Origin of the sequence: Pseudomonas sp. HS-18 (genome assembly GCF_020401845.1) — a bacterium.
Taxonomy (GTDB): domain Bacteria; phylum Pseudomonadota; class Gammaproteobacteria; order Pseudomonadales; family Pseudomonadaceae; genus Pseudomonas; species Pseudomonas nitroreducens.
In genome coordinates this window covers 1,471,153-1,491,257 of the sequence record NZ_CP084413.1, presented here as the reverse complement: position 1 = coordinate 1,491,257, position 20,105 = coordinate 1,471,153, and the positions used below count along the sequence as shown (strand labels likewise).

Sequence of the window (20,105 nt, the reverse complement as noted above, 5' to 3'; positions counted from 1 at the left end):
CGCCGGCAACCAGCTGCAGGCGCAGGGGTCGCATGGTGCAGACTGGGCGCGAAAAAAACAATGGCACAATGCAATCACTGCATTGTGCCATCACCGGATGACGCGGCCTGGAGGGATGTCAGCCGCGCCGGAGAGGGGAGCGCGTTCAGCTCTTTTCGGGCGGGGTCACGATGTCGAACCAGAAGTCGAAGTCATCGAGCAGGCCGAACAACTTCGCCAGCAACAGCGGGTTGCCCGAGCTCTTGAGCTTGCCCTCGAACACCAGGCGCACCGGCGAAACCTCCTTGAGCATCAGGCGGTTGAGGTCGGCGCGGTCGATGGTGACTGTCTGCCCGGCGTTTTCGCTCTGCACGCCCTTGATGTTGTTCAGGTGCGAGTTCTTCAGCTCCAGCAGGTACTGCTCGTTCTTGTCCGGCAGCACCAGGTTGATGCTGAAGTCCTCGCCTTCGGCCTTCTGCGCATTCATCCGCACGCCGAGGTAGTCGAACAGCAGGCCGGTATCCATGGCCGCCAGCGCATCGGGATTGCTGACGCGCAGCGATGGCAGGTTCCGCGGTACGCCGTTGCGCAGCTCCTGCGCGGCGACCAGGTAGCTGTTGCGCCAGCCGGCGTTCTCCGCCTGGTAGCCGAGCTGCTCCAGGGCGTCCGCCTGCAGGTTGCGCGCGGCCTGGTTGGTCGGGTCGGCGAAGACCAGCTTGTTCACCACCTCCACCACCCAGCGGTATTCACCCTTGTCGAACGAGGCCTTGGCCATCTGCAAAAGGTGATCGGCACCGCCCATGAACTCGACGTATTTCTTCGCCGAATCCTCCGGCGCCAGCGGGTTCAGGGTCGCCGGGTTGCTGTCGTAGTAGCCCAGGTACTTGTTCACCACCGCACGCACGTTGTGGCTGACGCTGCCGTGGTAGCCACGGTTGAACCACTCGTTGGCCAGCTCCGGCGGCACCTTCAGGCGCTCGTGGATCTGGTTGATGGTCACCCCGTTGTTGGCCAGGTGCAGCGTCTGGTCGTTCAGGTAGCCGTACATGTCACGCTGCTTCTCCAGCGTGCGGACGATGTCCTCGTGGCCCCAGCGCGGCCAGTTGTGCACGGCGAACATCACCTCGGCCTTGTCGCCGAAACGGTGCAGCGCCTCGTTGATGTACTTGCTCCACCCCAGCGGGTCGCGCGTCTCGGCACCGCGCAGGGTATAGAGGTTGTGCAGGGTGGCGGTGACGTTCTCGGCCATCAGCAACGCCTTCTGCTGCGGCAGCCAGACGTTCATTTCCGCCGGCGATTCGGTGCCCGGGGTGTTCTGGAAGGTGAAGGGCACGCCGTCGATTTCCAGGTCCTGCAGCTCGCCATCGATCAGTTTCGTCGGCGCGATGATGCTCAGCGGGCCGTGTGCCACGCCCTTGCCGATGGCCATGTCGACCTGCCCCTGCGGGCCCTTGGGCAGAACGGTGCCGTACTGGTAGGTGGCACGGCGGATCATGGCGTTGCCGGCCATGACGTTTTCCTTGATCGCCGCCTCCATGAAGCCCTTGGGCGCGATGATCTGCACCTCGCCCTTGTCCACCTGCTCCTGGCTGACCAGGCCCTTCACCCCGCCGAAGTGGTCGACATGGGCATGGCTGTAGATGATCGCGCGGATCGGCTTCTGCCCCAGCTCCTGGCTCACCAGGGCGTAGGCAGCCTTGGAGGTCGCCGGAGTGGTCAGGGTGTCGATGACGATCCAGCCGGTCTTACCCTCGATGAAGGTGGTGTTGGCCAGGTCGTAGCCGCGCACCTGGTAGATGCCGTCGGTGACCTTGAACAGCCCGTAGGACAGGTTCAGCTGCGCCTGGCGCATCAGGCTGGGGTTGACGCTGCCCAGGTCTTTCGCGGCCTTGATGAAGTCGTAGTCGCCCAGTTGCCAGGCGACGCTGCCGTCATCGTTCTTGATCACCAGGTTGTCGGGGCGCTTGATCAGGCCCTTCTCCACCCGGTCGAAGTCGGCGCGATCGCTGAACGGCAGCGACTGGCGCACCTGTTCCTGGGCGGCTTCGGTGAAGGAGGTCGGCGGTTTGGGCTGCTCGGCGGCGATCAGCAGGCCGGGGCAGAGACCGGCCAGCAGGACGGCAGCGGAAAGACGGGACATTCGGAAGGCTCCGGTATTTGTTGTTGTGCTCGCACTATGCCGGCCGTCGCGCTAATAATTCCAATGCATTCCAATTTCAATATCGATGCAGGAAGCGCATGAGCGATCTCCGTCAGCTACGCCACTTCGTCGCCCTCGCCGAGCACGGCCACTTCGCCCGTGCCGCCGATGCGGTGAATCTTAGCCAACCCGCCCTGTCGCGCAGTATCCAGGCGCTGGAGGGCCAGCTGAACTGCCAGCTGGTGGACCGCAACCCGCGCGGCGTCACCCTCACCGCCCACGGCCGGCTGGTACTGGAGCATGCCCGCCGACTGCTGGCTGGCGATCGCGCGCTGAAGAACGCGGTGCTGCAACTGGCGGACCTGGAAACCGGCGAGCTGCGCCTGGGCGCCGGCCCCTTCCCCGGCGCGCGACTGCTGCCCCAGGTACTGGCGCGCTACAGCAGCGCCCACCCGAAGGTGTCGATCCTGCTGTCCATCGAAAACTGGGGCGAATTGCAGCAGCGCCTGCTGGATGACGAGCTGGAGCTGTTCGTCGCCGACTACCGCGAACTGGAGGGCGACAGTCGCCTCGAGATTCTGCCGCTGCGCGAGCACCGCGGCGTGCTGTTCTGCCGGCCAGGGCATCCGCTGATGGCCGGCCAACCCTCGCTCGACAGCGTGCTCAGCTATCCGCTGGCGGGGCCGCGCCTGCCCCGCGACGCCCACGAGGGACTCTCGCGCATCCTGGGCCGCGCACAACCGTTGAGCGTGCAATGCGATGACGTGCTGATGCTCAAGGAGTTGGTGAAGGGCAGCGACGTGCTCTGCCTCGCGACCTGGGACGTGGTCGCCGCCGACGTCCAGGCTGGCAGGCTCGCCGTGCTGCCCTGGCCCAATGGCGAAGTGGCCGGGCGCGGCTCAGCCTACGCGCTGGTGCGGCACGCCGGCCGCAGCCTGTCGCCGGCGGCCAGCCAGTTCGTCGAGCTGTTGCTGGAGGAAGACGCGGCATTCAATACCGCGTCATGAGTGATTCCGCAGGAGGGCGTGGAGCGCAGCGATAGCCATCGGCCCCACGCTCCGATCGAACCGGCAACTCACCGGTGCCAGCCCTGGTAGGGGCCACCGTAGTACGCCGGCGGTGGCGGCGCAGGGCGATAATAGTGCGGGCGATCACGCCAGCCTCCACGGTCGTGGTCATGCTCGTAGACCACGCAGCCGGTCAACGGAAGGATCATCAGTACAGCAGCGAAGAAACGACGCATGGCGCCTCCATCAAGCGAGCCGGCCGCCCCGCCGGGATGCGGGGCGTACATTCTTCCGGTCTCGCAAGATCAGACATTCCGCTCAGAACACGGTGCCGCGTCGAAAGGTAAAGCTTGGGTAAATCAGCCGTTTACAGTTTCCAGACGGCGAACCTTGCGGCTTTGCAGATGCAGCACGCCAAACAGCAGCACCTGCACCTTCTCGGTGACCGAACGCCGACGCGCCAGCAACAGCACCTCGCCCACATGCACCACCAGCAGGATCGCGGAGAGCCACAGCAGCGGGCGATGCAACTCGCCGAACGGATAGATCAGGTTGAGCACGGCAGCGAGCCAGAACATGGTCAGCGCGCCCTTGGCAAAGCTCAGCAACTCGGACATGGCGATGGATTCCTCAAGGTGAAGGTCGCAGCAGTCTGCCGCCGGCCACGCCCGCCACGCTCCTGCCTTTCGACTGGCCCGCGCACCAGGAAGCGGCGCCACGCTTCATTTGAGGGCAGGCGAACGCCCTCGCGTGCACCGAAAAACATCCACCACTCCACCGTAGCCCTTCTGCCCCGGCACTTTCGCCGACTTGGCACGCCGCTCGCTCGGCTGTGCAGGAACGATCCGAAGCACTCGGACAGCGGCACCACAATCTGAAATGGATGACTAGGGTTCCGGCTCGCCAAGCGAGTGACTGGTCCGAGAGTCATCGACCTCCAGCGAGGTTACACGGCGGGACAAAAGCCCGGGAGACGAGAGCGACACGTGCCGCCCGACTCCTGCCTGCCCGACAATCGACTGGAGATGCTCCATGCGCAAGCCCCTTCTGACCGCCCTGCTCGCTGCCGGCCTCGCCGCCTTCAGCCTCTCAGCCTCCGCCGCCGCGAAGAACAGCTTCAACCTCTGCTGGACCATCTACGCCGGCTGGATGCCCTGGGAATACGCGGCCAGCCACGGCATCGTCGACAAGTGGGCGAAGAAGTACGGCATCGAGATCAAGGTCACCCAGCTCAACGACTACATCGAGTCGATCAACCAGTACACCGCGGGCCAGTTCGACGGCTGCACCATGACCAACATGGACGCCCTGACCATTCCCGCCGCCGGCGGCGTCGACTCCACCGCGCTGATCGTCAGCGACTTCTCCAACGGCAACGACGGCATCGTCCTCAAGGGCGAAGGCAAGACCCTGGCCGACCTCAAGGGGCAGAACGTCAACCTCGTGGAGCTCTCGGTCTCCCACTACCTGCTCGCCCGCGCGCTGGAAAGCGCCCGCCTGAGCGAGAAGGACGTGAAGACGGTGAACACCTCCGACGCCGACATCGCCGCCGCCTTCAACACCGACGAGGTGCAGGCCGTGACCACCTGGAACCCGATGCTCGCCGAGGCCCGCGCCAAGCCGGGCACTACCGAGGTGTTCAACTCCAGCCAGATCCCCGGCGAGATCATGGACATGATGGTGGTCAACAGCGCCGTCCTGAAGGACAACCCGGCGCTGGGCAAGGCCCTGACCGGCGCCTGGTTCGAGACCGTCGCGCTGATGCAGGGCGACAGCGCCGACACCCGCGCCGCGCTGGAACACATGGCCAAGGCCTCGGGCACCGACCTCGCCGGCTACCAGAGCCAGCTCGCCACCACCAAGCTGTTTGCCACGCCGCAGGAGGCGCTGGCCTTTGCCACCAGCCCGAAACTGCCGGCGACCATGGACAAGGTCGCGGCCTTCTCCTTCGCCCACGGCCTGCTCGGCGAAGGCGCGAAAAGCGCCGACGCGGTGGGCATGAGCTTCGCCGGCGGGCTTTCCACCGGCGACGCGAAGAATCTCAAGCTGCGCTTCGACCCGACCTACGTGCAGATGGCGGCTGAGGGAAAGCTCTGACACCGGAGCCTGCAAGAGCCCCTCACCCTAACCCTCTCCCAGAGGGAGAGGGAACTGGTTGGTGCAGGTTGAAACCCTGGCATCCGCCGGCACGGACAACCCCCTCTCCCTCCGGGAGAGGGCTGGGGTGAGGGAAAAGCATCGGCACGAACTCACGCAAAGCAGTAAACGGCCCCAAAGGCCCGCAATAAACAGGTACGACGCATGCGCCTGATCAACCGAACCCCCGACCGCAGCGGCCGTCTGTTCCTGGTGCTGCTGCCCTTCGCCCTGCTGCTGTTCGCCTACTTCGCGGGCTCCACCTCGCGGCTGGCGGAGAACCCCAACGACAAGCTGCTGCCCAGCGCCGCGCAGATGGCCGACGCGGTGAACCGCCTGGCTTTCAGCGAAGACAAGCGCACCGGCGACGTGCTGTTCTGGCAGGACACCGGCGCCAGCCTGCAACGCCTCGGCATGGGACTGGGCATCGCCGCCCTGCTCGGCCTGGTGCTGGGCATTGCCGCCGGCAGCGTGCCGCTGTTCGGTGCGCCGCTATCGCCGCTGCTCACCGTGCTGTCGATGATCCCGCCGCTGGCGATCCTGCCGGTGCTGTTCATCGTCTTCGGCCTCGGCGAGCTGTCCAAGGTGGTGCTGATCGTCATCGGCGTCGCCCCCTGCATCGCCCGTGACATCGAACAGCGCGCGAGGGAAATCCCCCGCGAACTGCTGATCAAGGCGCAGACCCTGGGCGCCAGCACCTGGACGCTGATCCTGCGCGTGGTGCTGCCGCAACTGATGCCGCGCCTGCTCATTTCCCTGCGCCTGATGCTCGGCTCGGCCTGGCTGTTCCTCATCGCCGCCGAAGCCATCGCCTCTACCGACGGCCTGGGCTACCGCATCTTCCTCGTGCGCCGCTACCTGGCCATGGACGTGATCCTGCCCTACGTGGTGTGGATCACTGCGCTGGCCTGGCTGATGGACTACGGCCTGCGCCTGCTCACCCGGCGTGCCTTCCCCTGGTACGAAGGAGGCAAGGCATGAGCGATAAACAGACAAGCAGCGTAGCGAGCGCTGCGAGTGCCAGTTGCCCGGAGCGCAGCAACCGGAGTGGAAACGTAGTCCATGAGGATTGCGAGCACCGCGCAACGCAGCAATCGCAACGCGCAGTAGCTGCCACTCCTTTCATCAACGTGAAGAACGTCTGGCAGGAGTACGCCGGCAACGTAGTGCTGGAGCGCCTCAACCTGGAGGTAAAGGAAGGCGAGTTCTGCACCCTGGTCGGCGCCTCCGGCTGCGGCAAGTCCACCTTCCTGCGCCTGCTGCTCGGCCAGGAGCGCCCCAGCCGTGGCGAGCTGCTGCTCGAAGGCCAACCGCTGCCGGGCGAGCCCGACCCGAGCCGTGGCGTGGTGTTCCAGCGCTACTCGGTGTTCCCGCATCTGTCCGTGCTCGACAACGTCGCCCTTGGCCTGGAACTGCCGCGCTCGCCGCTGCTCGGCCGGCTGCTGGGCAACGCCAAGCGCGAGGCCCGCGAGCAGGCCGCCGCCCTGCTCGAACGGGTCGGTCTCGGCCATGCGCTGCAGCAATATCCGACCGCTCTCTCCGGCGGCATGCAGCAACGTCTGGCGATTGCCCAGGCGCTGATCATGAAGCCCCGCGTGCTGCTGCTCGACGAACCCTTCGGCGCGCTCGACCCTGGTATCCGCAAGGACATGCACGCCCTGCTGCTGGAGCTGTGGCAGGAAACCCGGCTCACCGTGTTCATGGTCACCCACGACCTCGCCGAGGGCTTCAGCCTGGGCACCCGCCTGCTGGTCTTCGACAAGGTCCGCCATGACCCGCAGGCACCCACCGCCTACGGCGCCCGCATCACCTACGACATCCCGCTCAACGCCGACCGCAAGGCCGCCCGCGCCGCCCTGCCCGAACCGCTCGCCGCGCGCCTGGAAACGGCCGCCGCCCCGCTGATCACGCCGGCCTACTAAGGAGCCCGCCATGAACGAATTGCGCACCACCCTCTACGAAGAAACCGTCCCCGGCGGCGGCCATACCTCCTTCGTCCTCAAGCGCGGCCAGGTGCTGCGCCTGACCGACATCGAAGGCGGCGGCAACGTCAGCCTGCTGCTGTTCAACGCCGCCGAGAAAAGCGAGCGGCTGAACCTGCCCGACAGCCTCAAATGCCAGCACACCGCCAAGCTCACCGCCGGCCACTGCCTGTACTCGGACATGGGCCGCGTGCTGGCCGCCATCACCGCCGACAGCTGCGGCTGGCACGACAGCTTCGGCGGCGTGCTGAACGCCGCCGAAGTGCAGGAGAAATACGGCCAGGGGCGCTACCAGGAACTGCGCAACGGCTTCCACCGCAACGGCGTGGACAACCTGCTGGTGGAGATGGGCAAGTGGGACATGCGCCTGCAGGACCTGCTGATGTGCCTGAACCTGTTCAGCCGCGTGGACGTCGATGCCGACGGCTGCTTGCGCTTCGCCCAGGGCAACTCCAAGGCCGGCGACTACGTCGAGCTCTACGCACCGATGGACACGCTGGTGGTGCTAACCGCCCTGCAACACCCCCTGGACCCGAACCCGCAGTACGCACCCAAGCCCATCGGCCTGACCTGGCAGCAGGTCGCCGCCGACGGCATCAGCGTGCTCTGCCGCACGTCCCGCCCGGAGAATGGCCGCGGCTTCCACAACACCGAACGCCAGTACCTGTAAGGAGCGCGAGCATGCCCATCGTCCCCAGCGCCAAACACCCCGAAGCCTGCGTCTCGCGCACCCTGATCCCGGCCGGCGAACCCAGCCTCACCGAACTCAAGGCCGGTCAGACCCTGCGCATCCTCGACCTGGAAGGCAACCAGGCGGTGGACACCCTGTTCTTCAGCGCCGCCAATCCGCGCGAGCGCTACGACGTACAGCGCACCCTGCGCAAACAGGGGCAGGTCTACCTCAGCGCCGGCAGCGTGCTCTGGTCTAATCTCGGCAACCCGATGCTGAGCATCACCGCCGACACCTGCGGCCGCCACGACACCCTCGGCGGTGCCTGCGCCCAGGAGAGCAACACCGTGCGCTACGCCCTGGACAAGCGCTACATGCACAGCTGTCGCGACAACTTCCTGCGCGCCAGCCTGCACGACGGCCGCCTGAGCAAGGCCGACATCAGCCACAACATCAACTTCTTCATGAACGTGCCGGTCACCGCCGAAGGCGGCCTGACCTTCGAGGACGGCATCTCCGCTGCCGGCAAGTACGTCGAGCTGCTCGCACACATGGATGTCATCGTCCTGATCTCCAACTGCCCACAGCTCAACAACCCCTGCAACGGCTGGAACCCGACGCCGGCGGAGCTGCTGGTATGGAACTGACCGCGCGCCTGCGCCAGTGGCTGTTCGCGCTCTGCCAGAGCCGCAGCGCCCAGTGCAGCGCGACGCTGCGCCAGCCCGCGAACCGGGACGAATCCGCCCCGTAGAACCACTCCAGCACCACGGACGACCGTGGCGCACACCGAATCATGGCGGGACGGCCCGCCACCCCATGGGGATGCCCTCATGTTCGACAAGCTTCTGATCGCCAACCGCGGCGCCATTGCCTGCCGCATCCTGCGCACGCTCAATGAACTGAACGTGGGCGGCGTCGCCGTGTACTCCGAAGCCGACGCCGCCAGCCTGCACCTCCAGCAGGCCGCCCAGGCCATCAGCCTCGGCGAAGGCCCGGCCTCCAGCACCTATCTGGTCGTGGAGAAAATCCTCGCCGCCGCCCGCGCCAGCGGCGCCCAGGCGATCCACCCCGGCTACGGCTTCCTCTCGGAAAACGCTGCCTTCGCCGAAGCCTGCGAAGCCGCCGGCATCGCCTTCGTCGGCCCGACGCCGGAGCAACTGCGCGTATTCGGCCTCAAGCACACCGCCCGAGCACTGGCCCGCGAACAGAGCGTGCCAATGCTCGAAGGCACCGACCTGCTGCCCGACCTCGAAGCCGCGTTGCTCGCCGGTGAAGAAGTCGGCTACCCGGTGATGCTGAAAAGCACCGCCGGCGGTGGCGGCATCGGCATGCGCGTGTGCCGCTCGGCGGACGAACTGCGCGATGCCTTCGATGCGGTGAAGCGCCTGGGGCAGAACAACTTCAGCGACTCGGGCGTGTTCATCGAGAAGTACATCCAGCGCGCCCGCCACCTGGAAGTGCAGGTGTTCGGCGACGGCCAGGGCGAGGTGATCGCCCTCGGCGTGCGCGACTGCTCGGTGCAGCGGCGCAACCAGAAGGTGCTGGAGGAAACCCCGGCGCCCAACCTGCCCTCTGGCATGGCCGATGCCCTCTGCGCGGCGGCGATCCAGTTGGCGAAAGCCGTCAGCTACCGCAGCGCCGGCACCGTGGAGTTCGTCTACGACAGCGAGGCGCAACGCTTCTACTTCCTCGAAGTGAACACCCGCCTGCAAGTCGAGCATGGCGTCACTGAACAGGTCTGGGGCGTCGACCTCGTGCGCTGGATGATCGAACTCGCCGCCGGCGACTTGCCGCCGCTGGCCGAACTGGCGACCACGCTGAAACCCTCCGGCCACGCCATCCAGGCAAGGTTGTACGCGGAAGACCCCGGCCGCGATTTCCAGCCCTGCCCCGGCCTGCTCACCGCCGTGCAGTTCCCGCCGGCGGACGGCAAGGCGCTGCGCATCGACACCTGGGTCGAGGCCGGCTGCGAGATTCCGCCTTACTTCGACCCGATGATCGCCAAACTCATCGCCTGGGCGCCGACCCGCGAGCAGGCCAGCGCCGGCCTCGACCGCGCGCTGGCCGAGAGCGTGCTCTACGGCGTGGAATGCAACCGCGACTACCTGCGGCAGATCATCAAGGACGCACCCTTCGCCAGCGGCTCGCCCTGGACTCGCTGCCTGGAAGGTCTGCAATACCGCGCGCAGACCTTCGAAGTGATCAGCGCCGGCACCCAGACCAGCGTGCAGGACTACCCCGGCCGCCTCGGCTACTGGGCCGTGGGCGTACCACCGTCCGGGCCGATGGACGACCGCGCACTGCGCCTGGGCAATCAATTGCTGGGCAACCCCGAAGGCGCCGCTGCGCTGGAAATCACCATGAGCGGCCCGACCCTGCGCTTCAATACCGATGCCGTCGTGGCCATCACCGGCGCGACATTGCCGATCAGCCTGGATGGCGTCGAGCAGCCGATGGACACGTCGCTGTTCGTCGCCGCCGGCTCCACGCTCAGCCTCGGCACGGTCGGCGGCGCCGGCGCGCGCAGCTACCTGTGCCTGCGTGGTGGCCTGCAAGTGCCGGATTATCTGGGCAGCAAGAGCACCTTCACCCTCGGCCAGTTCGGCGGCCACGGCGGCCGCGCGCTGCGCGCCGGCGACGTGCTGCACCTGGCAGAGCTGGCCGACAACAGCCACGGCACCAGCCTGCCGCCGGAACTGCGCACCGACCTCCCGGCCGTGCGCAGCATCCGCGTGATCTACGGTCCCCACGGCGCGCCGGAATACTTCACCCCGGCCTACATCGACACCTTCTTCGCCACCGACTGGGAAGTGCACTTCAACTCCAGCCGCACCGGCGTACGGCTGATCGGGCCGAAACCGGAATGGGTGCGCGAGAGCGGCGGCGAGGCCGGCCTGCACCCGTCGAACATCCACGACAACCCCTACGCCATCGGCGCGGTGGACTTCACCGGCGACATGCCGGTGATCCTAGGCCCGGACGGCCCGAGCCTGGGCGGCTTCGTCTGCCCGGTGACGGTGATCGAGGCCGACCTGTGGCAGCTTGGGCAGCTCAAGGCGGGGGACAGGGTGCGTTTCCTGCCGGTGGATATCGCCGCCGCCCGCGACCTGGCCGCCTTTCGTCGGAGCGAGTTTGCTCGCGAACCCGCAAAACGCCGAGATCACCAGCAGGAAGCATTCGCGAGCAAGCCCGCTCCTACCGGTATGCAACTCACCTCTAGCGCAGACGGCCTTCCCTCACCCCAACCCTCTCCCAGAGGGAGAGGGGGCTATTCGGAGCAGCCGGAAAGTACGGCACCTATCGACCGCTCGGACAGCCCCCTCTCCCGCTTGCGGGAGAGGGCGGGGGGTGAGGGCAGTCCAAGCATCGCGCTCACCTCCCCCATCGTCCTCGACCTCGGCCAGGACGATACCCGCCTGGTCGCCCGCCTCTCCGGCGACACCCACCTGCTGCTGGAAATCGGCCAGCCCGAACTGGACCTCGTGCTGCGCTTCCGCGGTCACGCATTGATGCAGGCGCTGGAAGCGAAGCACCTCGCCGGAGTGATCGATCTCACCCCCGGCATCCGCTCGCTGCAGGTGCACTACCAGCCGGAAACCCTGCCGCTGCAAAGCCTGCTGGAAACCGTCGCCGGACTCTGGGACGCCGTCTGCGCCGCGCAGGACCTCAAGGTACCGTCGCGCATCGTGCACCTGCCGCTGTCCTGGGACGACCCGGCCTGCCAGCTGGCCATCGAGAAATACATGACCACGGTGCGCAAGGACGCGCCCTGGTGCCCGAGCAACCTGGAGTTCATCCGCCGCATCAACGAGCTGCCGGACCTGGAGGCGGTGTACCGCACCGTGTTCGAGGCCAGCTACCTGGTGATGGGCCTCGGTGACGTCTACCTCGGCGCACCGGTGGCCACGCCGCTGGACCCGCGCCACCGCCTGGTGACCACCAAGTACAACCCGGCGCGCACCTGGACCGCGGAAAACTCCGTGGGCATCGGCGGCGCCTATCTGTGCGTCTACGGCATGGAAGGCCCCGGCGGCTACCAGTTCGTCGGCCGCACCCTGCAGATGTGGAACCGCTACCGCGAGGTCGCGGCGTTCGACGGCAAGCCCTGGCTGCTGCGCTTCTTCGACCAGATCCGCTTCTACCCGGTGTCGGCGGACGAACTGCTACGCATCCGCCGCGACTTCCCGTTGGGCCGCTACCCGCTGCGCATCGAAGAAAGCGAACTGCGCCTGGCCGACTACCAGGCCTTCCTCGCCGAGGAAGCCGACAGCATCGATGCCTTCCGCCGCCACCAGCGCGCTGCCTTCGATGCCGAGCGCGAACGCTGGATCGCCTCCGGTCAGGCCCACTTCGAGAGCGACGAAGCCGCCATCGACACCGGCGACGAAGCCCCGCTCGGCGCCGGCCAGCATGCCGTGGAAAGCCACATCGCCGGCAACCTCTGGCAGGTGCAGGTGGAAGCCGGCGCCAGCGTGAAGGCCGGCGACATCCTGGTGATCCTCGAATCCATGAAGATGGAAATCCCCCTGACTGCCCCGCGTGACGGCGTGGTGCGCGAGGTCCGCGTGCAGCCCGGCTCGCCGGTGCGCGCCGGGCAGCGGGTGGTGGTGATGGAGGAGGCTTGAGCTGACGTTATCGATCTGGCCAGGAGCCCCTCCCCCTAACCCTCTCCCAGAGGGAGAGGGAACTGTTCGGAGTGGGCCTCAGCGCTGGATCCAACCTGAACCACAGTTCGCGCCACCAGGCCGACCATGGTTCGAACCCAACACCGAGCCGGACTGCTCTTCCCCCCCTCTCCGGGAGAGGACCGGGGTGAGGGCAGCCCAGCCAGAGAACTGATCGGCCCAAGGAAACACGACCATGCCCACCACCTTCGACCTCCGCCTTGCCACCCTGCGCGCCGCCTACCGTGAAGGCCGCGCCACGCCGCGCCAACTGATCGCCGAACTGCGCGACAAGGCCGCCGCGCTGACCCCGGACTACCACCTGTTCATCCACCTGCTGACGCTGGAGGAACTGGAGCCCTACCTGGCCGCGCTGGATGAAAAATCGCCGGACAACCTGCCGCTCTACGGCATCCCCTTCGCCATCAAGGACAACATCGACCTCGCCGGTATCCCCACCACCGCCGCCTGCCCGGCGTTCGCCTACACGCCGGAAACATCCGCGACGCTGGTGCGGCAACTGATCGAGCTGGGCGCCATCCCGCTGGGCAAGACCAACCTCGACCAGTTCGCCACTGGCCTCAATGGTACCCGCTCGCCCTATGGCGAATGCCGCAACAGCGTGCTGCCCGAGTACCCGTCGGGCGGCTCCAGCGCCGGCTCCTCGCTGGCCGTGGCGCTGGGCGTGGCGAGCTTCGCCCTGGGCACCGACACCGCTGGCTCCGGCCGTGTGCCGGCGGCGCTCAACGGCCTGCTGGGGCTGAAACCGAGCAAGGGGCTGCTGTCCAACCACGGCCTGGTGCCGGCCTGCCGCACCCTGGACTGCATCACCTACTTCACCGCCAGTGCCGCCGAAGCCAGCGAGCTGCTCGCTCTCACGGCAAAGCTCGATCCACGGGACGGCTACAGCCGCGCCAATCCGGCATGGAACGACGCCAGCGCCTTCGGTGCACCCAAGCCTTTCCGCTTCGGTGTTCCCCGCGCCGATCAACTGGAATTCTTCGGCTGCCACGAAGGCCCGGTGCTGTTCACCGACGCCCTGGACCAGCTCAAGGCCATGGGCGGCGAGGCGCAGGAAATCGACTTCGCGCCCTTTCTCGAAGCCGCGCGCCTGCTCTACGAAGGCCCCTGGGTCGCCGAGCGCTACAGCGTGGCAGGCGAGCTGATCGAGCGTGACCCGCAAGCGGTGCTGCCAGTGATCCGCGACGTACTGGCGAAGGCTCCCGACGCAACCGCCGTGCAGACGTTCCGCGCGCAATACCGCCTGCAGGAACTCAAGACCCAGTGCGATGCGATCCTCGCCGACCTCGACTGCGTGCTCACCCCCACCATCGGCCGCCCGGTGACGCTGGACGAGCTGCACGCCGAACCGGTCAAGCGCAATTCCGACCTGGGCTACTACACCAACTTCATGAACCTGCTGGACTACGCCGCCGTCGCCGTGCCCAGTGCAATCATGGGCAACGGCCTGCCCTGGGGTGTGACCCTGTTCGGCCGCGCCTTCACCGATCAGTACCTGCTCGGCGTGGCCGATGCGCTGCAGCGCCGGCACAACCTGCCGCTTACCGGCGGCAACGCCATCGCACCGAGCGCCTCAGCCAACGCCGCGCGCCACGACCGTACGCGCCTGGTGGTCTGCGGGGCGCACCTCGACGGCCTGGCACTGAACGGGCAATTGCGCCAGCGCGGCGCCCGCCTGTTGCGCGCCACCCGCAGCGCGCCGGCCTACAAGCTCTACGCGCTGGCTGGCGGCCCACCGCTGCGCCCCGGCATGCTGCGCGTAGCCGAAGACGGCGTGGCCATCGAAGTGGAGGTCTGGGAACTGCCCAGCGCCGAACTGGGCTCCTTCCTCACCGGCATCCCGGCACCGCTGGGGCTGGGCAAGGTGCAACTGGAGGATGGCAGTTGGGAGACCGGTTTCATCTGCGACGCCTGGGGCCTGGACGGCGCCGAGGACATCAGCCGCTTCGGCGGCTGGCGGGCGTGGCTGGCCGGCCGCGCCTGACTCGCCCTTACGTTCAGGGCTGCATCATCGGCATTTTGCCGAAGCTCCCTGCGAGAGCGGACCACGCCCGCAATGGCTTAGAGCGCGATGCGCTCTAAGCCTCTCCCACGCAGCGATGGAACCCCTTCGCGCCACCAGCTAGAGTCGAGGTATCACCCGCCGCAAGGACCGGCCATGCCCGACCTCAGCCACCAGCAGGCGCAGCAGCGCGTCAACGATATCCAGGCCTTCGACCGCGAACTGCGTCGCCTGCGCGAGGAAGGCGCCCTCATTCTCGACAACACCCAGCACGAACGCCTGCACGAACACCAGCAACGCCTGCTCACCGACTACCGCGCACGTTTCGACATCGACCGCGACAGCCAGGACCATCGCCTGTCGCTGGGCATGCGCATCGCCTCCTTCCTCGGCGCGCTGGCCCTGGCCGCCAGCCTGTTCTTCCTCTTCTACCAGTTCTGGGGTCTGTTCGGAGAAAGCGTGCAAGTCATCATCCTCATCGCGGCCTCGCTGATCAGCCTGCTGCTGACCCTCGTACTGCAACGCCGCGACGCCTCCGGCTACTTCGCCAAGCTCGGCGCCATGCTGGCCTTCGCCTGCTTCGTGCTGAACGTCGTGATGCTCGGGCAGATATTCAATATCACCCCGTCCGACAAGGCCCTGCTGCCCTGGGCCGCCTATGCGCTGCTGCTGGCCTACACCTGCAACACACGCCTGCTGCTGGCCGCCGCGCTGATCTGCGTGATGGGTTACGTCGCCGCGCGGGTCGGCACCTGGAGCGGTGCCTACTGGCTGGACGTCGGCGAACGCCCGGAAAACTTCTTCCCCGCCGCGTTGCTGATCTTCCTCGTGCCGTCGTTCATTTCCCAGCATCGTTTCGACGGTTTCGCCACGATCTACCGGGTATTCGGTCTGCTCGGGCTGTTCCTGCCCATGCTGGTACTGGCCAATTGGGGCGGCAGCAGTTACCTGCCACTGCGTTATGCGACGGTGGAAAGCCTCTACCAGGTGCTCGGCTTCGTCGCCTCTGCACTGGTGATCTGGCTCGGCGCGCGACGCGAGTGGCCGGAAGTGGTCAATACCGGGCTGACCTTCTTCGTGATCTTCCTCTACACCAAGTTCTTCGACTGGTGGTGGGAGGTCATGCCCAAGTACCTGTTCTTCCTCGTGCTGGGTCTGTGCGCGGTGCTGATCCTGCTGATCCTGCGCCGCCTGCGCCGCGCCCATGGCCTGCTGGGAGCCCGCCCATGAACTGGACACGTACTCACGCACTGGCCAGCGGCGTCGGCCTCACCCTGCTGGTGAACGCCGTCGCCCTGGGTGGCGTTGCCTGGAACCGCTCCGGCGAGCCGGACAGCGTGCTGTCGCTCAGCCAGCGCGAGCTGCTGCGCAACAACGACTGGTACAAGGAGAACAGCGGCCTGAGCCTGCGCCTGCACTGGCGCACGCCCAGCCGCGACGATGAGGCACGGCAACACAACCGGGGCTGGCAGCCCGCCCTCGACAGCCAGAAGATGGCCGAACTCGGCTTCGCCATGCCCGAGCAGGTCGACGACGACAGCGCCCGGCGGTTCGGCCGCCAGCAATCGCGCGCGGCCCTGCTGGTGCTGGAGCTCAACGGCCCGCTTCACGAGCGCGAAGTGCAGCTGACCCGCAAGCGTCTCGACGAAGCCCGCCAGGCCGCCGATGCCGCACCGCAGAATGCCCGCCTGGCGGACGAGCGCGACTTCATCCGCCGCGAACTGGATAGCGAGGAAAAGACCGACACCCGCCTGCTGCTCAAGGACGTCGGCCTGGACCTGCAGGCGTTGCGGGCCCGTTACCCCGATCGCCAGCGCTACCTGATCGTCCACGGCCAGGTACGCCCCGTTTCCAACTACTACCAGCACATCTGGACCCTCGGCGGCACCGCCAGCTCCATCGGCACCGACAGCCTCAACGTGCCGTACCAGTGGCGCGAGCGGCTGGACCAGATCACCGCGCAGCCTCACCGGGCAGCGGACGGCCGCGCCCAGCCCTTCGTCGCCGAAGTCGCCTTCGGCCAGCGCCTGGAACCCTGGATCCAGCGCATCGACATGCCCTGACCGGCACCCGCCGCGCCGATCCGAATCCGCTTGCGCGATGCGGGTCGGCGCTGCAACCTGTGCCCCCCGCCTCACCGCCATTTCCTGCCCTGACCGGCCATGAACGACGTCACTCCCGATCCCAGCCGCTGCCCGCTCTGCGGCCAGTCCAACCGCTGCACCCAGGCCGACCCGGCGCTGGAAGGCCAGCCGTGCTGGTGCTTCAGCACGCGCATCGACCGCAACGCACTGGAGCGCATCCCGCCCGAGCTGGTCGACCGTGCCTGCTTTTGCCCGCGCTGCGCGGCCGGGCTGAAGGACGATGAGACCGCCTGATGCGTCTGGACCGTTTCATCGCCAACCTGCCCCACCTGAACCGCCAGCAAGCCCGCCAATTGCTCGCCGAAGGCCGCCTGCGCGTCGACGGCCTGGTGGTGCGCGACGGTCGCCATGAAGTGCGCGAATTCTCCCGCGTGGAGCTGGACGATGACCTGCTGCAGGCCGGCAAGCCAGCGCGCTACTTCATGCTGCACAAGCCCGCCGGCTGCGTCAGCGCCACCCGCGATGCCGAGCACCGCACCGTGCTCGACCTGCTCGACGAACCGGACAAACATGAACTGCATATCGGCGGCCGCCTGGACTACAACACCACCGGCCTGCTGCTCATCACCAACGACGGGCAATGGTCGCGGCGCATGACGCTGCCGGGGCGCAAGCTGCCCAAGGTCTATTACGTCGAGACCGAGGACCCGATCGAGGAACGCTACATCGAGACCTTCGAGCGGGGCCTGTACTTCGCCTTCGAAGACCTCACCACCCTGCCCGCCCAGTTGGAAATCCTCGATACTCGCACCGCGCGCCTGACCCTGCACGAAGGCCGCTACCACCAGGTCAAGCGCATGTTCGGCCATTTCCAGAACAAGGTGACGCGCCTGCACCGCGAGCGCATGGGCAGCCTGGCGCTGGACCCGGCCTTGCAACCCGGGGAATACCGCGCGCTGACTGTGCAGGAAGTCGCCGAATTGGATCGGTAGCGGACTCCGTCAGCTCCTACAGATCATGTCCCTCTAAACATTCAGAAGAGTCCCACGCAAACCATTCAGCCCGGCAGTTTGCAGCCTTCGCCGCCGCTTGGCTAAGCTCCCTGCCATGCCCGCGCCGTAAGGAAAGGTGATGAAGAAACTGTCGGTTGCCCTGCTGATCGCCCTGAGCGCCAGCGTCGCCTTCGCCAATCCGAGCAAGCCCTCGCCGCTTTCGGACCTGCAGGCAGCGCTGAAGACGCTCAAGCCCGGCCAATTCCTCTGGTACCCGGAGATATCGCCGGCCGGTCCGGTCACCCTGGTGGTCAGCCTCACCGAGCAGCGCGCCTACGTGTACCGCAATGGCATCGCCATTGGCGTAGCCACCGTCAGCACCGGCAAGAAGGGCAAGGAGACCCCTACCGGCGTGTTCTCCATCCTGCAGAAGAAGGTCGAGTACCACTCCGACCTCTACAACAGTGCACCGATGCCCTACATGCAGCGCCTGACCTGGGACGGTATCGCCCTGCACGCCGGCAACCTGCCGGGCTACCCGGCCTCCCACGGCTGCATCCGCCTGCCGATGGCGTTCGCCAAGAAGCTGTACGAAGTCACCGGCTTCACCTCCACCACCGTGATCATCTCCGACGCCAAGAGCTCGCCCGTGGAGGTTTACCACCCCGGCCTGCTCGCGCCCATCGTCAGTGATGGCCGCGCCGCCGGCCCGCACGACGACAGTGGCATGGTGGTGCCGTTCTGGAGCGATCCCGGCGCGGAGAAGGGGCCGGTCTCCGTGCTGGTCAGCCGCGCCGACCGCCGCCTCTACGTCTACCGCGGGGGCCTGCAGATCGGCACCGCACCGGTAGCCTTCGAGCACCCGGAAGAACGGACCGGCGTCGCCGCCTTCTCCCTCATGGAAAAGCCCTCGCAAACCGAAATCGACAGCGAGAACCCCAACCTGCGCTGGACCAGCGTGCAGGTCAGCGACCCGCAGCGAGGCCTGTCGCCTGCCGAGCAACTGGGCAAGTTCAGCCTCGACCGCGAATTCCTGCGCAACCTGCTGGCCAGCATGGATGTGGGCAGCACCCTGGTAATCACTGACCTGCCATCCACCCGCGACATGCGCAGCAACCCGGACTTCACCGTGATCACTACCAACGACCGCAAGGCCGAGCAGAAACCGATAAAGAACCAGAGCGTGGAGTAACAGGATGAACCGGAGCGACGTCGAAGCGCTCCGGATTTCTCCTACAACCTCTTCATCGTTACCCTGCCCCCATTGCCAACCGCCCACGCCAAACTGCCAGCCCTCACCTGCGGACAGACGGCCTCAAGTCGGCCGTGCAAGCAGCCGAAGAATCTCGAAACACAAAGAGTCAAGGCGCCTGTCCGAGGTGGGTTCCTTTCGTCTTACGTCCCGCATACCGGCGCTCCGCGGCGATTTCTTGCCCTGGAAAGTTCGTAATTACCGACGGGCGGAACCATACTTGATTAAAAAACAAACACATCACTGGTCAAAAATCACGCACAATGCGGCGTTTCCCAGAAAAAACCATATCGATTCAACGGGAATGTTGTATTCATGCTGACTTTCTTGAAGTTACGGGGGTTCTTCCGGATTTCGCTCGCCAGTGCCGCGCTCTTCGCGATCGGTAGCTGGCAGACCGCGTCCGCTGCTGCCCTGCCCACGGCCGAGGACCTGCACCGCCTCGCGCCGGCGACCAATACCGAGACCCTGCGCCTGGCGCTCAGTGCGCTGCAGTGCGCCAGTACCCAGTTGGGCGGCCAGAACCGCCTGCTGACGGTGATCGATTACTCCAAGCCATCCCGCGACAAGCGCCTCTGGGTCTTCGACCTGAAGCAGCGCAAACTGCTCTTCGAGGAGTGGGTCGCCCATGGCAAGAAGAGTGGCGACGACATGGCCACCTCCTTCTCCAATCGCCCGGAGAGCTTCCAGTCCTCCATCGGCCTGTACCAGACCGGTCAGACCTACAGCGGCAAGCACGGTCGATCCCTGCGCCTGTTGGGCCTGGAGCCGGGCTTCAACGACAACAGCGAAGAACGCGCCATCGTCATGCATGCCGCCGCCTACGCCGACCCGAAGGTCGTCCCCGGCCTCGGCCGCCTGGGCCGCAGCCTCGGCTGCCCGGCTGTGCGCCCGCAGGTGGCGCAGCAGCTCATCGATACGGTGAAGAACGGCAGCTACGTGTTCGCCTATTACCCGCAGCAGCAATACCTGAAAACCTCGCAGTTCCTCGCCGGGCAGAGCTGCACCGTGGCGAAGAACCCGCAGATCAATCGCTACGCCACCAACCTCGCCCGGCGTTGATCGCTGCCTGCCCCTGAAACGAAAACCGCCGGCTGATGCCGGCGGTTTGCATTTGGATTGCCACCTTCCAGTCTCTGGGCTAGCATCGCACCAGGTTAGTTCACCAAGTTGGCT

Annotated in this window: 17 protein-coding genes and 1 riboswitch; of the genes, 14 read left to right on the top strand and 3 right to left on the bottom strand. The window is 66.6% G+C overall.

The annotated features are described in order from the left end of the window. Positions 1–145 precede the first annotated feature (145 nt). Positions 146–2,119 (bottom strand): alkyl/aryl-sulfatase, encoded by a 1,974-nt coding sequence (locus LDJ84_RS07015; protein ID WP_065085620.1) that lies wholly within the window; start codon positions 2,117–2,119, stop codon positions 146–148. Between the two features lie 98 nt (positions 2,120–2,217). Between LDJ84_RS07015 and LDJ84_RS07010 the strand changes: the two genes are divergently transcribed. After that, complete coding sequence (locus tag LDJ84_RS07010; protein WP_084358335.1) at positions 2,218–3,126, top strand: LysR family transcriptional regulator; 909 nt, start codon at positions 2,218–2,220, stop codon at positions 3,124–3,126. Between the two features lie 68 nt (positions 3,127–3,194). On the opposite strand, the gene LDJ84_RS07005 is transcribed toward LDJ84_RS07010, so the two are convergent. Further along, positions 3,195–3,362, bottom strand: coding sequence for a hypothetical protein (locus LDJ84_RS07005; RefSeq protein ID WP_156356647.1), 168 nt, complete (start codon positions 3,360–3,362; stop codon positions 3,195–3,197). Between the two features lie 123 nt (positions 3,363–3,485). Further along, positions 3,486–3,743, bottom strand: coding sequence for a DUF1145 domain-containing protein (locus LDJ84_RS07000; protein WP_024767733.1), 258 nt, complete (start codon positions 3,741–3,743; stop codon positions 3,486–3,488). Between the two features lie 259 nt (positions 3,744–4,002). Beyond that, a riboswitch (guanidine-I (ykkC/yxkD leader) is annotated at positions 4,003–4,101 on the top strand. A gap of 57 nt (positions 4,102–4,158) precedes the next feature. On the opposite strand from LDJ84_RS07000, the gene LDJ84_RS06995 reads away from it, so the two are divergent. The 13 genes from LDJ84_RS06995 to LDJ84_RS06935 all read left to right on the top strand — a co-directional run bounded on the left by LDJ84_RS06995 (position 4,159) and on the right by LDJ84_RS06935 (position 19,991). Beyond that, the gene (locus LDJ84_RS06995; RefSeq protein ID WP_037018598.1) at positions 4,159–5,223 is read left to right on the top strand and encodes a putative urea ABC transporter substrate-binding protein; all 1,065 of its coding nucleotides are present in this window, start codon (positions 4,159–4,161) and stop codon (positions 5,221–5,223) included. Positions 5,224–5,427: 204 nt separating this feature from the next. Then, a complete protein-coding gene (locus tag LDJ84_RS06990; protein WP_193452746.1) occupies positions 5,428–6,243 on the top strand; it encodes an ABC transporter permease in 816 nt (271 codons plus the stop codon). Continuing rightward, on the top strand, positions 6,240–7,184 hold the full coding sequence (locus LDJ84_RS06985) for an ABC transporter ATP-binding protein (protein WP_226046111.1): 945 nt from the start codon (positions 6,240–6,242) through the stop codon (positions 7,182–7,184). The genes LDJ84_RS06990 and LDJ84_RS06985 overlap by 4 nt, the downstream gene beginning before the upstream one ends. 10 nt (positions 7,185–7,194) lie before the next feature. Further along, positions 7,195–7,914, top strand: a complete 720-nt coding sequence (locus tag LDJ84_RS06980) for an urea amidolyase associated protein UAAP1 (RefSeq protein ID WP_084358332.1) — start codon at positions 7,195–7,197, stop codon at positions 7,912–7,914. A gap of 11 nt (positions 7,915–7,925) precedes the next feature. After that, on the top strand, positions 7,926–8,561 hold the full coding sequence (locus LDJ84_RS06975; RefSeq protein ID WP_024767728.1) for an urea amidolyase associated protein UAAP2: 636 nt from the start codon (positions 7,926–7,928) through the stop codon (positions 8,559–8,561). A 183-nt stretch (positions 8,562–8,744) separates the two neighbouring features. Continuing rightward, positions 8,745–12,539 (top strand): 5-oxoprolinase/urea amidolyase family protein, encoded by a 3,795-nt coding sequence (locus LDJ84_RS06970; RefSeq protein WP_226046110.1) that lies wholly within the window; start codon positions 8,745–8,747, stop codon positions 12,537–12,539. A 235-nt stretch (positions 12,540–12,774) separates the two neighbouring features. Then, positions 12,775–14,583 (top strand): allophanate hydrolase, encoded by a 1,809-nt coding sequence (gene atzF, locus LDJ84_RS06965; RefSeq protein WP_226046109.1) that lies wholly within the window; start codon positions 12,775–12,777, stop codon positions 14,581–14,583. Between the two features lie 174 nt (positions 14,584–14,757). After that, complete coding sequence (locus LDJ84_RS06960; protein ID WP_226046108.1) at positions 14,758–15,831, top strand: DUF2157 domain-containing protein; 1,074 nt, start codon at positions 14,758–14,760, stop codon at positions 15,829–15,831. Next, the gene (locus LDJ84_RS06955) at positions 15,828–16,664 is read left to right on the top strand and encodes a DUF4824 family protein (RefSeq protein ID WP_226046107.1); all 837 of its coding nucleotides are present in this window, start codon (positions 15,828–15,830) and stop codon (positions 16,662–16,664) included. The genes LDJ84_RS06960 and LDJ84_RS06955 overlap by 4 nt, the downstream gene beginning before the upstream one ends. 99 nt (positions 16,665–16,763) lie before the next feature. Then, positions 16,764–16,979 (top strand): cysteine-rich CWC family protein, encoded by a 216-nt coding sequence (locus LDJ84_RS06950; RefSeq protein WP_226046106.1) that lies wholly within the window; start codon positions 16,764–16,766, stop codon positions 16,977–16,979. Then, the gene (locus LDJ84_RS06945) at positions 16,979–17,677 is read left to right on the top strand and encodes a pseudouridine synthase (protein ID WP_170859146.1); all 699 of its coding nucleotides are present in this window, start codon (positions 16,979–16,981) and stop codon (positions 17,675–17,677) included. Before LDJ84_RS06950 ends, LDJ84_RS06945 begins: the two co-directional genes overlap by 1 nt. 139 nt (positions 17,678–17,816) lie before the next feature. Continuing rightward, positions 17,817–18,869 (top strand): L,D-transpeptidase, encoded by a 1,053-nt coding sequence (locus LDJ84_RS06940; protein ID WP_024767723.1) that lies wholly within the window; start codon positions 17,817–17,819, stop codon positions 18,867–18,869. A 375-nt stretch (positions 18,870–19,244) separates the two neighbouring features. Beyond that, complete coding sequence (locus tag LDJ84_RS06935) at positions 19,245–19,991, top strand: murein L,D-transpeptidase catalytic domain family protein (protein WP_024767722.1); 747 nt, start codon at positions 19,245–19,247, stop codon at positions 19,989–19,991. Positions 19,992–20,105 lie beyond the last annotated feature (114 nt).